Here is a 15,416-nt window from a genome sequence, read left to right as displayed (position 1 = left end):
ACTGGGGTCCATAAGAGGTCTCTCCTTCATGTTTTTCGTGGAGGCACAGCTTCAAATATTGAGATGGCCTTGGATTATTTTCGGGTGGCATGACGCCCTCCTTTACGTACCCGGTGGTACGAACACGTTAAAACAATCGCTGCTGCACAAACGGAGGCAGACGATGGGTGCACAAACCTGCGATCGTAGCGAGCGCAAGACGCAAGCGACGATCAGGGCGAGTACAGAAAAATCTGCTCGCTCAGGCTTGATGTTTTAGTTACGCGAAGGAGTTTGATACTGATGCGCGCAACGCCTGCACTTGGCAAGACGTTGGCTAAGGGAATCTAGCTGAGGTCGTGCCAAGCTTGTGCGGAGAATTTCTCCGAGTGACGACAATGACTGTCCAATACAATACGACCTCAATTGTTACAATATGTGAATTCTAAGCGTGCCGCGTTACGAAAGTCAACGCAGCTCAGCTCATTCCGCCGCCAGCCGGCTATCTGATGGCCGGCAGGTGCAGTTGTCCACGGCGCCGTGCCGGATGAAAATTCCGCCAATGGGCGTCTTGCGGGGCGGCCAGCAGTTCTCGATCACCCGGGTATCGCCCCAAGCTCTGAGTCGGACTGACTCAGAGGACCATAGACAGCCTCAAGGCGAAGAACTTTATTCTCGCACCGACAGTTGTTGCCGGTGATATGTCCTATCAGCAATCCTTCGATGACCTCCAGTTCGGTGCCAATCAGCTTGATGCCGAGGCCATCGGCGAAAGGTTGCAACACCAAGGTTGGAAAAGCAGAACAGAGCGTTACTACCGCCCCGGACTCGACTTCGGTCGCGACTGATCGTAAACCTGCTTATCGCATCAGCCTAGTCCAAAACACCCTCCTGGAATCCTCAGCTTTCTGCTTGACCCATTCCTTTCCCCCTTCAGGAATGTGCTGATCAGATGAGCCTTGAGTTCATCACGGTTGAGCCGACGTGTGAGGAATCGCAGGCTAGGCACCGCCAGTCTTGCATTCTCCGGCTGAACTCTCGCCTCCCAAAAGCAAACCTCAGGAATGGAAAAAGCTGTTGTGCCTGGTCAGGTGCCCAAAGTCAAAGACCGACAGCACCTTGACTCCCGGCCGATCGGATTCGAGTATCCGCTGGCTCACCGGCTGGCCTCGACCATGTGAAACGGTTTTTCACAGCCCTCAGACTGGGGTTCATGCGCAGGATTCAGACAGGAGGCGGTCACCAGATTTAGATTCTCTAACATTACAGGTCAGTCTGAGCAGCACGGAGAGAGAACCAGCGTCCACTTGAGTTTCCGGATTGCGAACGGTGGATAGCGCTTGAACGCGCACGGTTCACATGTGCGGCGCGCGCTTTCTGTTATATCGATGAATGCATCACCCGGATCTTGGGGCGTTAGGATGACGGGGTCGGTTCCATCCTCCTGAACTCCGCGAGCTGACTGGATAGCACTGCTTTTTCTTGCAGGAGTAGCTGCTTTTCTGTGGCCAGCTCAGTCAATTGCGTTTCGGCCTGAGTTAAACGTTCCGCCACAAAGCTCCGTTCTCTCTCGATCACGGCCAGGCGCGTCAGTGTCTCGACCAAACACTGCTCGCCCTGGGCATGGTGCTGTTGCAGAGTCATATGGCCCTGTTTCAGTTCGGTGAGTTGATATGTCAGGTGCTCCTGCGCACTGCGGCTCTGAGTGAGCGCCTCCTCGGCCGTGAGCAGGGCGTCCTTGAGCAGATCATTGTCCTGCGCCCGGCGTTGTTCCTGTGCCTGCAGCTCACCCAGGCGGGTTTGCTGCGCGAGCCGGAGCTGGCGGAGTTCTGTCAGCTCCTGTTCCAGGCGATGGTGGCGTTGTTCAGCGCTCTGGCGCTCGTCGGCGCGTTGTTGCGCGACCGATGCCTGGTAGTGCTCGAACTGCACCCGCGAGTGTTGCAATTGCTGGGTCAGCGAGGCGACTTCGGCGGCGCGGTCAGCCAGGCGCTGTTCGAGCCCGAGCTTTTCACTGCCTAGACCGGCCAAGACGATCTCCTGACGCTGCACGGTGTCAGCCAGCTCTTGGCTGCGGGTAGTGGCTGCGGCCAGTGCATGGGTCTGCTGCTTCTGAACGTTGAGTGACGCGTCGCGCTCGACAAACGCTTGCTGCAACTGCTCCTGCAACGCGGCGGTCTCTGACTGGTGAGCCTCTACGGCCTGCTGGAGTTGAATGGCCGCCTCCGCCTGAACTTTTTCGTACAGTCCCTTCAGCGCCAGGACGAGCTCCGCGGGCAACCCCAGTTCGGCCTGCGCCAGCGTGCCGGGATGCGCGGCTTTCCAACGTTTTAACAACGGGGCAATCGTGCTTTTGCTGCCCGTCTCGCCTAGGGCGGCGCGGATGCTGTCAATCGTCGGATTGCGGCCGTCTGCGACGAGCTGGGCCGCCGCATGGGCGACATGCACATAAAGGACGCCGGAACGGGCCATGAACGAACACCTCAGATTTTTTCGTACCGTATTATGGGAAACGTAATACATCGATTTAAGTAAAGAATAGTTAAGCTCGTCGAGAGCGCCAATTAACCCACGATAAGCTTGGTTATCGTGAGTTAGGTGCACAGGTTTGGCATGCGCTTCTATAATCCGCAGTACACACGGCCTAAACAGGCGTTTTGGGATGACAGCCAGCCATCACGACGAAAATCTCCCCGCCAGGTGGCTCGACACACCCGCGGTGCCCCCGCGTACCCCCGGTACGCTGGCCACGCCCGCGCAGTTGGCCGAGCAACACCAACGTTTTCTGGCGGCGGCCACCGCCGACAACACCCGGCGCACCTACCGCTCGGCCATTCGCCACTTTCTCGCCTGGGGCGGCGTGCTGCCGTGCGATGAAGCCGCGCTGATTCGCTACCTGCTGGCCTTCGCGGAAGTGCTGAACCCACGCACTTTGGCCCTGCGCCTGACCGCGCTGTCGCAATGGCATCGCTATCAGGGCTTTCCCGACCCAGGCGCCAGCGCCACCGTACGCAAAACCTTGCGTGGGATTGAGCGAGTGCACGGACGCCCTCGACAAAAAGCCAAGGCCCTGCTGCTGGAGGATCTAGAACGCATCGTGGCGCACCTGGACACGCTTGAAGGGCTCACCGCGCTTCGTGACAGCGCATTGTTACAAGTGGGGTACTTCGGGGCGTTCCGACGCAGCGAGCTAGTCATGTTGGAAGTGCAATATTTACAGTGGGAGCGGGAAGGACTGCGGATCACACTGCCTCGCTCCAAGACCGATCAGGAGGGCGAGGGACTGGACAAAGCGATCCCGTTCGGCGACAGCATATGCTGCCCAGCGAAGGCACTACGGGGCTGGTTGGATACGGCGCAGATCGAGCAAGGTCCACTGTTCCGGCGCATCAGTCGCTGGGGAGTACTCGGCGAGGTTGGACTGCACGAAGGTAGCGTTAATGCCATCCTGTCGGCACGTGCCGAAGCAGCAGGGCTGTCGTATGTGCCCGAGATGAGCAGCCATAGTCTACGCCGTGGACTGGCCACAAGCGCCCATCGGGCTGGGGCGGGCTTTCTCGAGATCAAACGTCAGGGTGGCTGGCGGCATGACGGCACCGTACACGGTTATATCGAAGAGGCTAGAGCCTTCGAGGAGAACGCTGCGGGCTCTTTACTGCGGCGCAAGCCATAGCTAGATACGGGATGACAGCCTCTTGGGTATTGGCTTAAGCCACAACGAGAATAAATAAAAAACAACGTAATTACAGTCAGTTACAGAACGAATGTCCTAAATTTCCTTTATCTCGGCACAACCCCTCGATATCTCGCAGCTCAGGAAATTGAGGGGTTGTTGCTCGACCCACTCCCCTCCTATTTTAAACGCGCAATTGAAGACCTGGTGGGCTTACGTGGACGCCTAAAATCCCTGGATAAATTGTCCTATGATCAGCTTGTGCATGTGCTCCATACGCTAGGGTTGGAGGCTGTTTATCCGGTGTTCGACACCACCATGCCCCATAAGACAGGGTTCACCGCACATAACAAGTTTTGCCGACTCACTATGTCTGTGCGGCGACGAGAGACTGGGCGAGGCATCGTCTTCTTCAACCAGAAATCTGAAGAGCAGGCTATAAACGTATTGGTCGCGACCGGGGAATGGACGGTTGCTGAACTCCGTACAGTTCTGAATGAACAAACCCAGTTTTTACACGATCGAATGATCCTGATTTCAGGACGAGATCTGTCAAACGACGAGCGTAACGACCTCGCAAGCTTCTCCAAACGAGAACGACATACGCTATTGCATGTCGACCCGATTTTGCTCACCGTCCTTGCAGGTTTGAACGTCCAGGAAACCTCGCGCCTTAAGACCTTTTTGCAGCTGAGTCTACCGTGGACGTTCTTTAATCCGTACACGGGTAACCAGATGCAGCCGGCGCCCCCTGAGATGCGCTACGGTCGAGAGAACGACATCAAAATGCTGACAACGATGCGCAATGGCGCAGCGATGATCTTTGGCGGCCGGCAATTGGGTAAGACGACACTACTCAATGAGACACAGCGTCGCTTTCATAATCCTGAGCAACGATCCCACGCCTTCCTGCACCAGATGGATGGCAATCTTGACCGAGCCAACCTGTCGGGTAACGAACTCGATAAGCATCGCGCTTTCGTCTGGAAGACTATTTATAACTATGCCGTGACCAGCAAACTGATCAATGAAACCTATGGGATCGATACAGCCGGTCAGGTTGCGGCTTTGCAGGACTATTTCCGCCGAGAGAACCCGGATGCGTTCATGGTGTGTCTCGACGAAATCGATCCGATCCTTGGTTTGGACGCTGCTAACGGTTTCCGGATCTTCCGCGAACTAAGCGGTCTGGTTAACAATAGTAACGGGCGCTTCAAGGTAGTCATCGCAGGCTTGGAAAACGTACGTCGCTTCGCTGACGCCCCAAACTATCCGCTACATCAGCTCGGGAGCGCGATCCAGGTGTCCATTATGACTCCTACCGAAGCTCTTCAGTTAATTCGCGAGCCTTTGGGTCATCTGGGCTACGAGTTCGAAACACCGCTTCTCATGAACCGTATCCTGGTAGAGACCAACCGCCACCCAGGTCTGATTCATATCGTTTGCCATGAACTTATCCAGACCTTGAGTGCTCGCCATCAAAACAAAGTTGGCAGCCTCGTCATCACAACGGATGACATTGAGCAGATCCGGCGTGACCACAACATTAACCAGCTGATTTGTGATCGGTTCGACATCACGCTCAACCTTGACCTGCGCTACAAGCTGATCGCCTACAGCCTGATCGCGCAGAGCAAACGAACCTTCTCGCCAAGCCGAGCCAAGGCGATTGTCGAAGAGTGGGCTCCCGATATTTTTGAACCAATGACCGTCGCACTGTTTGAAGCATTTCTGGATGAGTTGTGCGGGTTAGGGGTGCTGCAATGCACGCGGCGCAACGAAGGTGGCAAAGAATACTCCCTGCGCAACGCCAACATCATGAACCTGGTCGGCGGCCCGCAGAAAAAAGTCGAGGACAAACTCCTCGAAGCCATTGATGCGATTAACGAAAATGATCCACTTTCCGCACACGCCTTCCCTGAAAAAGCGGTTCGCCCGTCACCTCTCACCTTACGGGACGAAAAGCTCCTCATCAGCGAAGAAAAAAACGAAAAAACTCAAGAAAGCACGGTAGAGGCTAGATCGTCCAACTACTCGGTCGGTGTCATCACCGGGTCAGAGGCACTCGGTTTGAATCCCCTCTGGATGGTGGAGTCTCTTCTTGCGATCGGAGAAGAAGAACCGGTTCTCAACGGCAATCCATTTGGTCGCTATCAATCCGCTCACAAAAAAGACACAGACCTTGGCTCGGCGGGCGACTTCAAAAAGCTTCTCAACGAAAGCGTTCTGGGTGTCCAAGCACTTAAAAAACATATCATGCTGTTCGTGGAACTGACCGGTGATCAACCTATTAGCAAAACGCTGGACTTGCTTGATATCGCCCACGAAGCACGACTTAACATCAACGCTAAGCGCAACCGCGTGCGGGTCATCTTCCTCATGACACCGAAGGCGCTGTGGCAGTGGGAAAGTCATACCGAGCTTACGGCAGGACGTGAATCCATGCAGCCGTTCGTGGCGCTGGACGTTTGGAAAACAACCGCACTCGCTCATCTCCTCAACAAGCTGGAACTGGAGAACACCTCAACGTCCGTCACCACCCTCGAAAAATTCAGTCAGGGCTGGTACTTCTCGTTGGATAGGCTGTTTGAGGCCAAAAAGAAAAAGCCTGACGTAGTGCGCGTCAGCGCCTTCGGGCAAAACTACCAGTCGCTACTGCAAGCGAAGCCGAAGAGCATGGATGAATTTCTCGTCAAGGCCGGCGTTTCCGCTGTTCCTTGGGCGACATCTGTGCTGAGCGCGGTATGCGAAGAGGAAAAGTTTGATGAAGACGACATCGCACTTCAGCTCATGGACGTCTACCCCGATGTGAATCCGCAAGACGCGCTTCGCTGGTTGTCTCGTCTGCGGTTGATCGCACCCGTGAAGAGCAAGAAAAACTTCTACAAAGTACCGGAAAGCATCAAGGCGGCGCTGCTGTCTAAATCTACCCAAGAAGCCAAGGCCTAATCATGGCCATGGAAATCGCAGTCCCTGCTCAGTGGCTTACGCAAATGCGGGAGTCTTGGGGCGCTGTACCCGCTGGCGACTTGCTGAACCCCTCCTCCACCGCGTGGGGCACCTTAGGCTTGTTGCCATCCGACTCTGCGGAAGCAGCAAGCTTCGCCGTGGCCGGGCGCGCGCTGAAGTATGGGCAATCGATCGCCATCGCATTGCCCGTATTGAGTGGCGAAGGCATTACACGGCTAATGGTGTATTTGCATCGCATTCGGATGGATGCGCTTCAAGGCGGGATTCGGGCTCCATGGCTCAATCCCGGAAACGTGGAACAGTATCCAGACATAGTATTTATATCTAGGCCTCGTCTTGGGGCCCAAGATCTTTCACGAGTTGCTGCCTTGCATACTCGCGTTCTTCGCCCCGCAAACCTAAAGGAACACAAAACCTCGCACACATCTCAGACGTTGGTGGTGGATGGATCCGCTGATCTGATGGAGCTCACTGACCTTATCAGTCGAGGCTCTCGCCCTTTTGTCATCGTGGTCGATGGTACGCGCGGCGGTAATGACAACGCTTGGGCGGTAGACAGTGCGCTTGACGAGTGTTTCCCACAGACTCCCCGAATAGTATTGCTATCCTTGGGCGACAGCGACGCAATCGCCAAAATGCGAACGAATCGAACTCGCACCCATCTGTGGATCATGCGTCTTTCAGATAAGGCATCGCTAGACTCCGTGACGCCTCCCCAGCTGGATTTCCAGCAGGCGTCCATCAGCGACGACATCGCAAATGCAGCTCTCGCAGATATCGCTACCCGTTTTTTCCAGCTGCGACGCGAACTTGAACGCTCCAAAGATCCTGCCCTCAAAGATCGGCTGGCCATTATCGGAAAGCTGTTTCGCGGACTAAACGAGCTGATTGTCCCTCTGGCGCGCCTTGAAGCAGTCCTTCAGGCAGCGACGCGCCCTGGCCTGTTTCCTGTGCGATCGCTGTATCGCTGGCTGGAAATGGCGGAGAAAGGAACATGTCACTATGGCGAGACCGAAATGGCATCGCGCTATTTGATCAGGCAAATTTCTGAGTTACATGGCTTGCTGATGCAATCCGTCTCAGGCAAGGCCGGGTGGCTAAAGCAGCACCTCATCAGAGCCCGGGCTGGCAAGGTGAAAACGCTCGTCTTATGTGGCAGCCCACACGAGGCTTTGGCCTTAGGCAATTGGCTGGATGACATACTCGATGCTGAGTGGATCGAAATAATACAGCTAACGGCTATGGATGGTGTGAAAGCTTATCGGCAATACCACGGCATGCTCGATGAAGTCATCATTACCGGCATGCTGTGGCCGACGCGGCAACACTGGGTCGCTATCCCGTGCAAAAAAATGATAATACCCGTGTATGCCTATGAGGCAGACCAGATAGTGCGCGTGCTGCAGCGCTGGTGGTTGGAACATGGTACGGCTAGCGCAGACCGAGGCGACAAGTTAAGACATTGGCAGCTAGATTGGGGTGGCATTCGCTGCAAGGACGGTGAAACAATGCCCCAATCTCTGGCACTCACCGTTGTCACTGAATCTGATCACAGCGAATATCCGCCACGCAAACATCACGCGGTAATCCCGCTCGAAATGGAAATGGATAACTGGCTGGAGCTGTTACTGGAGCAGCCGGCTGAGCCCGTGACTGAAGTCCAGGATGGTGATGTTTTAAGCCCGGAGCTTGTCTGGATTACGATTGATGAATCGCCTACCCCCCTGCCGTGGAGTAAGACACGCCCAGTGTTGGTTCTCCAAAACGAGGACATTCACCCTACTCCGGCGGAACAACTGGAGGCCGGTGATCAGATCATCCTGCTCAAGTACACCAATGAGCGCTTGGCAACTCAGGAAAAACTCTTCGAGATGGTGGCCCTTTCGGAAGGCATGCAGCAAATGATTCGGGCGGCCGATCGATGGAAATTAATGGTCGACGCCGTCTCAGCCCGTTTCAAGCCATCTCAGGTGCAAGTTCACTTGAAGAAGGAAAATGTAAGCGTCAGCGATGCAACTGTTTCGAACTGGTACAGGCATAACGTGTATGGCCCACGAGATCGTACCGCTGTGCTGGTATTTGCGCGTCTTGCAGGCGTCAAGCAGCCGGAAAATGCTGCAGTCTACGTTTCAAATGCTATCGAGCAAGTACGTTGCGCTCATCAGCAGGTGGGTAAACAGCTTAGAAAAGCCCTCCTTGATCGAAGCAAGGGTGCCACTACCATCACCATCGGCACCCTCACATTAGATGGGCATGCGTTTGATGACATGATTGAAATTGCCACCGTGAGATCAATCCGGCTGCCGGTTACTCAGGCTGTCGCCGTAAAGGATGAAGGTCTGTCGGATGTAGTGAACAGCATCCTGGCGATGCACCCGGAACGCATCCATTTGACGATCCCAGCCCTGAAATCGATGCGTGATTCGGTCTATCGTGATACCGCCAAGTTTCGGGCATGTCTATTGCTCATGGCCACCAAGCTTTACGAGCACTATCGGAATAAAACCGAGCGTCTTCACGACGTCCTCGAAAACTTCACACAGGAAAGCATCGACTTTCAACCCAAGATGTCCACCGTGACGATGGGGCAGCACTCCGACAACCGAAAATATAAAGGCAAGCCAGCCGATATCAACAGGCACTTTTGTCTGGGCAACGCACGCGATCCTTCACGCACGTTACGCATCCATTTCGACTGGGATGAGGACGATCAGCTGCTCGTCATTCATCAAGCTGGCAAACACCTGGAAACCACACAGACTTAAGGAAGCTCCATGACGCTCAATTATCGAGAGGAAATGGGACTGACAGCCGCATTTCTCAGTGAGATGCGCCTGCGACTCAGTGACAAGGATGCGGACGTACTGCCTCCTGAAGGCAAATTGTATGACGGCACTGAGCCTAATCGGCTTAGCTTGGTGGGCTGCATTGGCCCCGCACCGGACATTGACTACACCGGGCCGCAGCCCCCTAACTCGGTGGGAATTGTGCTGCTGGTCTCGCCGGACGCTGAAGGGCTAATCCAGTGCGAACTAAGCGGGCAATTTGATCTGGTGCACAGATACATACCGGACATCCGCAGCATGGCGCGAGACGTCATTCTCGACGGTGCAACGCCGCGCAGAAGCCAAACCATTTCGGTAACGTTCAAACGATACACGGTCTGTTTTTCGGAAATCACACTCGCGTTTGATCCAGCTAAGCCAAACGAGTGGATGTCCGCCAAGTCGGTGGTCACCGCTACCCTCAACATAGAGAAAAATCGGTGGTTGGACGACCCCCGAATCATGCGCCGCTGCCGCCTGAACCCCAACGGGGGGGCCAGACTCAGTTTCGAATGGAGTGAAGCTGCGTTAGCTGATCAGCGAGGGCTGAACTACGCCGTATATGAACAAATTATCTCTGACCCCAATGAGATTCTCAGCTATGAGATCAACCTCCGCGGTCGTTTGCGCCCTGCGCCAACTGCCTTTGGGGCGAACATGGAAGGCCGCTTTTTGCTTGAGCTGTTTTTGGAGAACCAGACCACCACCGCAAATGCCCGTGCTTTCGGTATCGAGTTTCCATACCTCCTCGATGCTCGCCTGGTGGCACAGCTGGCTGCCGGGACAAGCCACAAAGTTCCTCACCGCCTGCAGCCCGAGGACTATCGGTACAGGGATGATGACGGTCTGCCGGGTTATGGGGTCAGTTGCGGTGTTATTCAGCTCGACGACAATAAGTTCATGACCGATGGCATGCCCACTTCAGCCCAGGCCCGGGTTGACGCACCCCGGCCAGGCGATGTGGGCATGACGCACGCTCCTGATTATAAACGACTCGCGCACGACCCTTTGGTCGTCTGTGAAAGTTTCCTCAACGCCCAGGAACAATACTTGGGGCTGTGGGCCTCTAGAATTCATTCTCTGGAGTCAGCAGGGCTCATGGCAGATCGTGATATAGCCATTGCAGACCGGGACTCCTTCCAATTTGAAATCAGCAGGATCCGAGACGGTGTAGACCTGTTGCGAGAGCATGACGATCTGCGCCAGTGCTTCCAGTGGATGAACGAGGCCATGGCCCGGGCCATCAAAATGCAGGGTAAGAAGTTTGCCGGCTGGCATCTGTTTCAGCTCGGCTTCATCCTGACCCAAATACGCTCGATCTACGAACGCCATGCTCCTGTAACAGAACTTCGGGGCAGCATGGAAACCGCAGACGTTCTATGGTTTGCCACCGGCGGCGGTAAGACAGAGGCGTACTTGGGCATCATCAGCATGGCGATGCTATTCGCACGGATGAGAGGCCGGGATCACGGTACCACCGCATGGATACGGTTCCCTTTACGCATGTTGTCGGTGCAACAATTCCAACGACTTTCCTTCGTGCTAGCCCAAACCAATAAGATCCGCCAGCGTGAAAACCTCGGCGGCTGGCCGCTGACGATTGGCTACTACACCGGTGACGGAACGCCCAGTCGCATTAGCAGCACATTTGGGGACGACGTACAAAAAGGCTTTTTACCTGCTATTAGCGAAGAACGGCTGAAGGCCTATCAATTCATCAGTGACTGTCCCTACTGCGGTTCATCGGGCTCTGTAAGCATCGAGAAAGATCTGGTTCGCGCACGCATCAAGCATGTGTGTACCAACGAGGGATGTTGGTCAAACACCGAAGCGGACGCCGGGATCCACGGCGAGGGGATCAGGGGTGAAATCGGCATCTACGTATCAGATGAAGAATGCTACCGATATCTGCCCTCGGTTCTGGTTGGCACCGTGGATAAGCTCGCGGTGATTGGCCACAACAAAAGGTTCGCGAATTATTTCGGCGGCGCGCGCTATTTTTGTCCCGAGCATGGATTTACGCAGGCATCCAAATGCGAGCATCGTCGGATCGTAAAGAAAAACGACGCTTGGGAAGGTGTCCAGTGCGGCAATAACACCAGGACAAGCGAACTGAAAGTGGTCGCCGTACCGCCAATGAAAGACCCTGGGTTTGCCCTGCTCGTGCAGGACGAATTGCACTTGTTGCGCGAGTCGCTGGGAAATTTCGACGCGCACTATGAAACGCTGTTGAGCACCCTCCAGATCAGCCACCATGGTCGGGCCCCCAAAGTGCTGGCGGCCACGGCTACGATCAAGGATTTCGAAGACCATATCCATCATTTGTACCTGCGAAAGGCGGTAAGATTCCCAGCCCCTGGGGTACATCAGGGTGAGTCTTTCTATGCGCGTAAAGTTCAGGATACTGAAACCGAAGTACCACTGATTCGTCGGTGGTTTGCTGGCATTCTTCCTATTGGCCGAGGAAGAATTGCGATGCAGGCGGTGGCTGAAGTCAGCTCTCGGTTTCTGGATCAGGTGGATCAATGGCGGATCCGCCTCGCCGCCGGCGATCCCTCCCTACTCACGCAGTTGGAACTCACCGCGGCACAAGCTGGTGACGCATTGCGCTACATTGAGAAAAATCTCAACACTGATCTGGTGTATGCGAACAGCAAGCGCAATATCACGGAAATCATGCGCTACATGGAAGAGGTCAACAACAAAACAGGGGTAGAGCGTAACGCCCGCTTGTTAGACGGTGAGACCCGTTTGGACATGATCCTCGATGCCATCCGCCATGTCGAAACGAAAGCCCCGGACGATAACTGCCGGCACATTATTGCCACCAGCGTGGTATCACACAGGGTGGATATCGCTGAACTGAATTTTATGATCATGGCCGGATGGCCAAAATCCACAGCTGAATATATCCAGGCATCTGCACGGAGTGGGCGCGTACATCCGGGAATCGTATTTTGCGTGCTTTCTTCGCACCAACTTTTCGAGTCCGGCGTATTCATGAACTTTGGGGACTACCACACCTTCCTTGATCGCCTCGTCGACTCGGTTCCGATCAACCGGTTTGCACCCAATATCATCGACCGTACACTGCCGGGAATCCTCTCATCAATCATCCTGAACTGGGCACGGCAACAACCGTGGGGATCAGATATCTCAAACTATGTAAGCCCACTGGTCTCTTTATTACGCGGCAGCAGTGGCAAAGCGATCGCTGAGCAAATCAAAACCGTGGTCATCAATTCCCTACGTATCCCCGCATCGCTGCAGGGAAAGTTCGATCAGCGCGTCATATCCGGATTCAATACCGCCCTCAAGGAGCGCGTAGACAATGCGTTTTTTGAACTGGAAAACTGGCCCGGGAGTAAAAATGCTCAAACGATAAGCGAAGCGCTAGGTGACATATTTGGCTATGCGCCCTTCCGTTCGTTTCGCGATATTGAGAACCAGATTTTGATCAAACCGGTCAACAGCGCTGCTGACCAGGTTCTTATGGCCCTAGCCAGGTAAGGATACGAATATGGATAAGGAATATGTGAGCCGCAGCCGTCTCTTCAGAGAGTCCTTTCTCCCTGGTGCCTACACGCGACTACGAAACCAAGCTTATGGCCGTGTGGTTGGAGTGCTTAGCAGTGGTTCCTCGTTGGATGGTGTAGACAAAGAGCAACTGCGTGAAGCCGTGCTCAACTTCGTGAACGACTGGGTTAGATTAGGCGGCGTTGTAGACCCTACTTTCATGACAGCGGCTGAAAAGAAGCGACTTGAAATTCAGTCGCCTTCGGAAATCTCGGTCACTCCCGCGCCGTTGATGCTTACTTGCAAAAAATGCAAGGTCATCGACTTTCACGACTCTTGGTTAACCGAAGACCAGGCGCTCTCTAAGATGGAATCTCGGATCAAGAATCGAGCCGGGCGAAGCTATATATCCTGCAAGCGCGCTGGATGCTCCGGAGAGATGATCCAGATTCCGTATCTGGCAGTACATCGATGCGGCTACGGCAGCCCGATCTACATACATCATTCGGCGCGGCGCAACAGGAATATTGGGTATCGAGATGCTGGCTCGTTCATTCACTCCTCTTTTTTTGACGTCGAAACTAACGACAAGCTGGCAGGTTCGCTTCAAGACAACTGCCCTGCCTGCAACGACCGCTACCAACAAGAAATCAACAAGCGGGGCACCCCGCTCACGAGCGGAGAATCGTTTTACGCCCAAAGCACCCAATACATCGCACTGAGCGAGGATCGAGGCAAGCTCATTGCGAAATTGCTGCAGTGTCTGCATGACGAGCAGCCCGCAGGAACCGGGCCCGCGCAAGACATTGCGCAGGGTGTAGCGCTCGCCCTGCTACGCAAAATCACCGGACGCGAGCTGGAACAAAAACTTTCACAACTGTTGTCCTCCAGTGTTGCAGATGAGGCCGAACAAGAGGCGCTTCGGGCCATTAGAGCCAAAAAATACGAAAGCGTCCTCAGGTTCACCCAACTGGCCAAAGCCGATGAGTTCATGGCCGAGATGCTGAAGTCCACCAATAAAGAAATTGCGGAAATTGACGCCAAGCTTGCTAGCTCATCAGGTTGCTTTAAGGAGGTGCGCTCCCTCGTTCCAGACGAGAGCACGCTGATTGGATTGATGCAGCACCGCCGATCACTTGAGGCCGTTTTCCTTCAGCATGACGTTACCGGCATATCGGTTGAGCAACAAATCGCAGCGACTACTGACCCGTTGGAGCGCGCGGCCCTTAGCGAGCAATGGAGCAGCGTACAAGCGCGTTACGCAATTGAATCGATCTCTCACATTCCGGACTTGCGAGTTGTTTTGGCTACACTTGGGTATACACGTGAAAAAAGCAGCCCATCCGGCACTGAAGGAGTGCCGCCAGTCGTACTCAACGCGTTTGCTGATCGGATAGACGAGGCCATGAGAGGCAAAACGTCGGTGTATGCCATGTCAGCAAAAACTGAAGCGCTCTGGATCCGGCTAGATCCTTGCAGGGTGTTGCGATGGTGTATCGACTCTGCGCACCTGGAAACACCAGGCGATGATGTACTTGTAGACAGGTCTAAGAGCCATGCCTATATCCTGAGCCATTACCCGACGCTGTCGCTGCATCCGGGCATGGTTGCGAAAGCGATCCCTCAGGCCCATCCGGAGAAAGGTGCTCCTTTTCATCTGTTGCACTCAATCAGCCATTCCCTGATGCTCACGGCGCGCCGCCACACGGGGTACGACTCCAAGAGTATTCAGGAATACCTGCTGCCGATGGATTTGTCAGTGATCTTGTACGTCTCATCAGTCCAGAACTATACCGCAGGGGGTCTGCTGACTCTTTTTCAGCATTACCTGAAGCGTTGGTTCGACGATGCCAGTATGTTTGCCTTCAGCTGTGCTTTCGACCCGGTGTGCACGGACATGGGGAGCTCCTGCAGCGGCTGCGTGCAGGTTGAGATCGGATGCGAAACCTTTAATCAAGGGTTGTCCCGTGCATACATTCATGGAGGGCCCGCAAACAGGGAAGCGTCGCTGACGATTCGGAAGGGGTTCTGGAGCGGCTCATAGAGCAAACGCTGGCCTAGGGACGTTGATTGAACTGTCTTCGCTCCTAGGGCGTTAGTTTTTCGCCGGGTGGTGTTGCTTAATTTGCGTCTTTGTTAAAGTATAAGGGCGCAGGTTTACAAATTCACTAGCAAAAGCATCTCCTCGAAGACGTCTGCACCCATGCCTCTCTACTACCGCCCGCCCTGCAGCCGGACAGACCATTGGAATATCAAAGGATTGTTCGGGTATTTTCACTTTGAGCCAAAATTAAGTGAGTGACCATCCGGATTGACAAATACTCAGCATGCCACCTGAGCGGGTACTATATACGATAGGCAGATACCAAAACTTCCGATATCAATACTGATTTTATCCTCCACTCGGATTCTGCAGACTTCAAAAACTCCTTTCTCACTTGTTCTCCCGTCTTTGA

6 protein-coding genes and 1 pseudogene are annotated in these 15,416 nt (G+C 54.5%); 5 read left to right on the top strand and 2 right to left on the bottom strand.

Going from position 1 to position 15,416, the window contains the following annotated elements; genetic code table 11:
• Positions 1-481 precede the first annotated feature (481 nt).
• Positions 482-1,139, bottom strand: a pseudogene (locus QN378_RS06770) (HAD-IB family phosphatase).
• A 256-nt stretch (positions 1,140-1,395) separates the two neighbouring features.
• Positions 1,396-2,448, bottom strand: coding sequence for a DNA-binding protein (locus tag QN378_RS06765; protein WP_322170242.1), 1,053 nt, complete (start codon positions 2,446-2,448; stop codon positions 1,396-1,398).
• A gap of 190 nt (positions 2,449-2,638) precedes the next feature.
• On the opposite strand from QN378_RS06765, the gene QN378_RS06760 reads away from it, so the two are divergent.
• The 5 genes from QN378_RS06760 (at position 2,639) to QN378_RS06740 (ending at position 15,004) form a co-directional block, all read left to right on the top strand.
• Positions 2,639-3,649: a site-specific integrase gene (locus tag QN378_RS06760; protein ID WP_322170245.1), complete on the top strand. Its 1,011-nt coding sequence runs from the start codon at positions 2,639-2,641 to the stop codon at positions 3,647-3,649.
• Between the two features lie 156 nt (positions 3,650-3,805).
• Entirely contained in the window at positions 3,806-6,598 is a 2,793-nt protein-coding gene (locus QN378_RS06755) for a hypothetical protein (protein WP_322183880.1), read from the top strand.
• Positions 6,599-7,227: 629 nt separating this feature from the next.
• Positions 7,228-9,384, top strand: coding sequence for a hypothetical protein (locus QN378_RS06750; RefSeq protein ID WP_323546622.1), 2,157 nt, complete (start codon positions 7,228-7,230; stop codon positions 9,382-9,384).
• 9 nt (positions 9,385-9,393) lie between these two features.
• On the top strand, positions 9,394-12,954 hold the full coding sequence (locus QN378_RS06745; protein ID WP_322183878.1) for a helicase-related protein: 3,561 nt from the start codon (positions 9,394-9,396) through the stop codon (positions 12,952-12,954).
• A 10-nt stretch (positions 12,955-12,964) separates the two neighbouring features.
• Positions 12,965-15,004 (top strand): hypothetical protein, encoded by a 2,040-nt coding sequence (locus tag QN378_RS06740; protein WP_322170259.1) that lies wholly within the window; start codon positions 12,965-12,967, stop codon positions 15,002-15,004.
• Positions 15,005-15,416 lie beyond the last annotated feature (412 nt).

Source organism: Pseudomonas sp. 10S5 (assembly GCF_035019745.1).
GTDB lineage: Bacteria > Pseudomonadota > Gammaproteobacteria > Pseudomonadales > Pseudomonadaceae > Aquipseudomonas.
Note: the sequence above shows the minus strand (reverse complement) of the source record. Positions and strands in the feature narration are given on the sequence as shown.

What these genes read in the sequence shown, in the direction of transcription:
- QN378_RS06765 (WP_322170242.1), bottom strand. Translation starts at nt 2,448, where the DNA reads ATGGCCCGTTCCGGCGTCCTTTATGTGCATGTCGCCCATGCGGCGGCC.
- QN378_RS06760 (WP_322170245.1), top strand. Translation starts at nt 2,639, where the DNA reads ATGACAGCCAGCCATCACGACGAAAATCTCCCCGCCAGGTGGCTCGAC.
- QN378_RS06745 (WP_322183878.1), top strand. Translation starts at nt 9,394, where the DNA reads ATGACGCTCAATTATCGAGAGGAAATGGGACTGACAGCCGCATTTCTC.
- QN378_RS06740 (WP_322170259.1), top strand. Translation starts at nt 12,965, where the DNA reads ATGGATAAGGAATATGTGAGCCGCAGCCGTCTCTTCAGAGAGTCCTTT.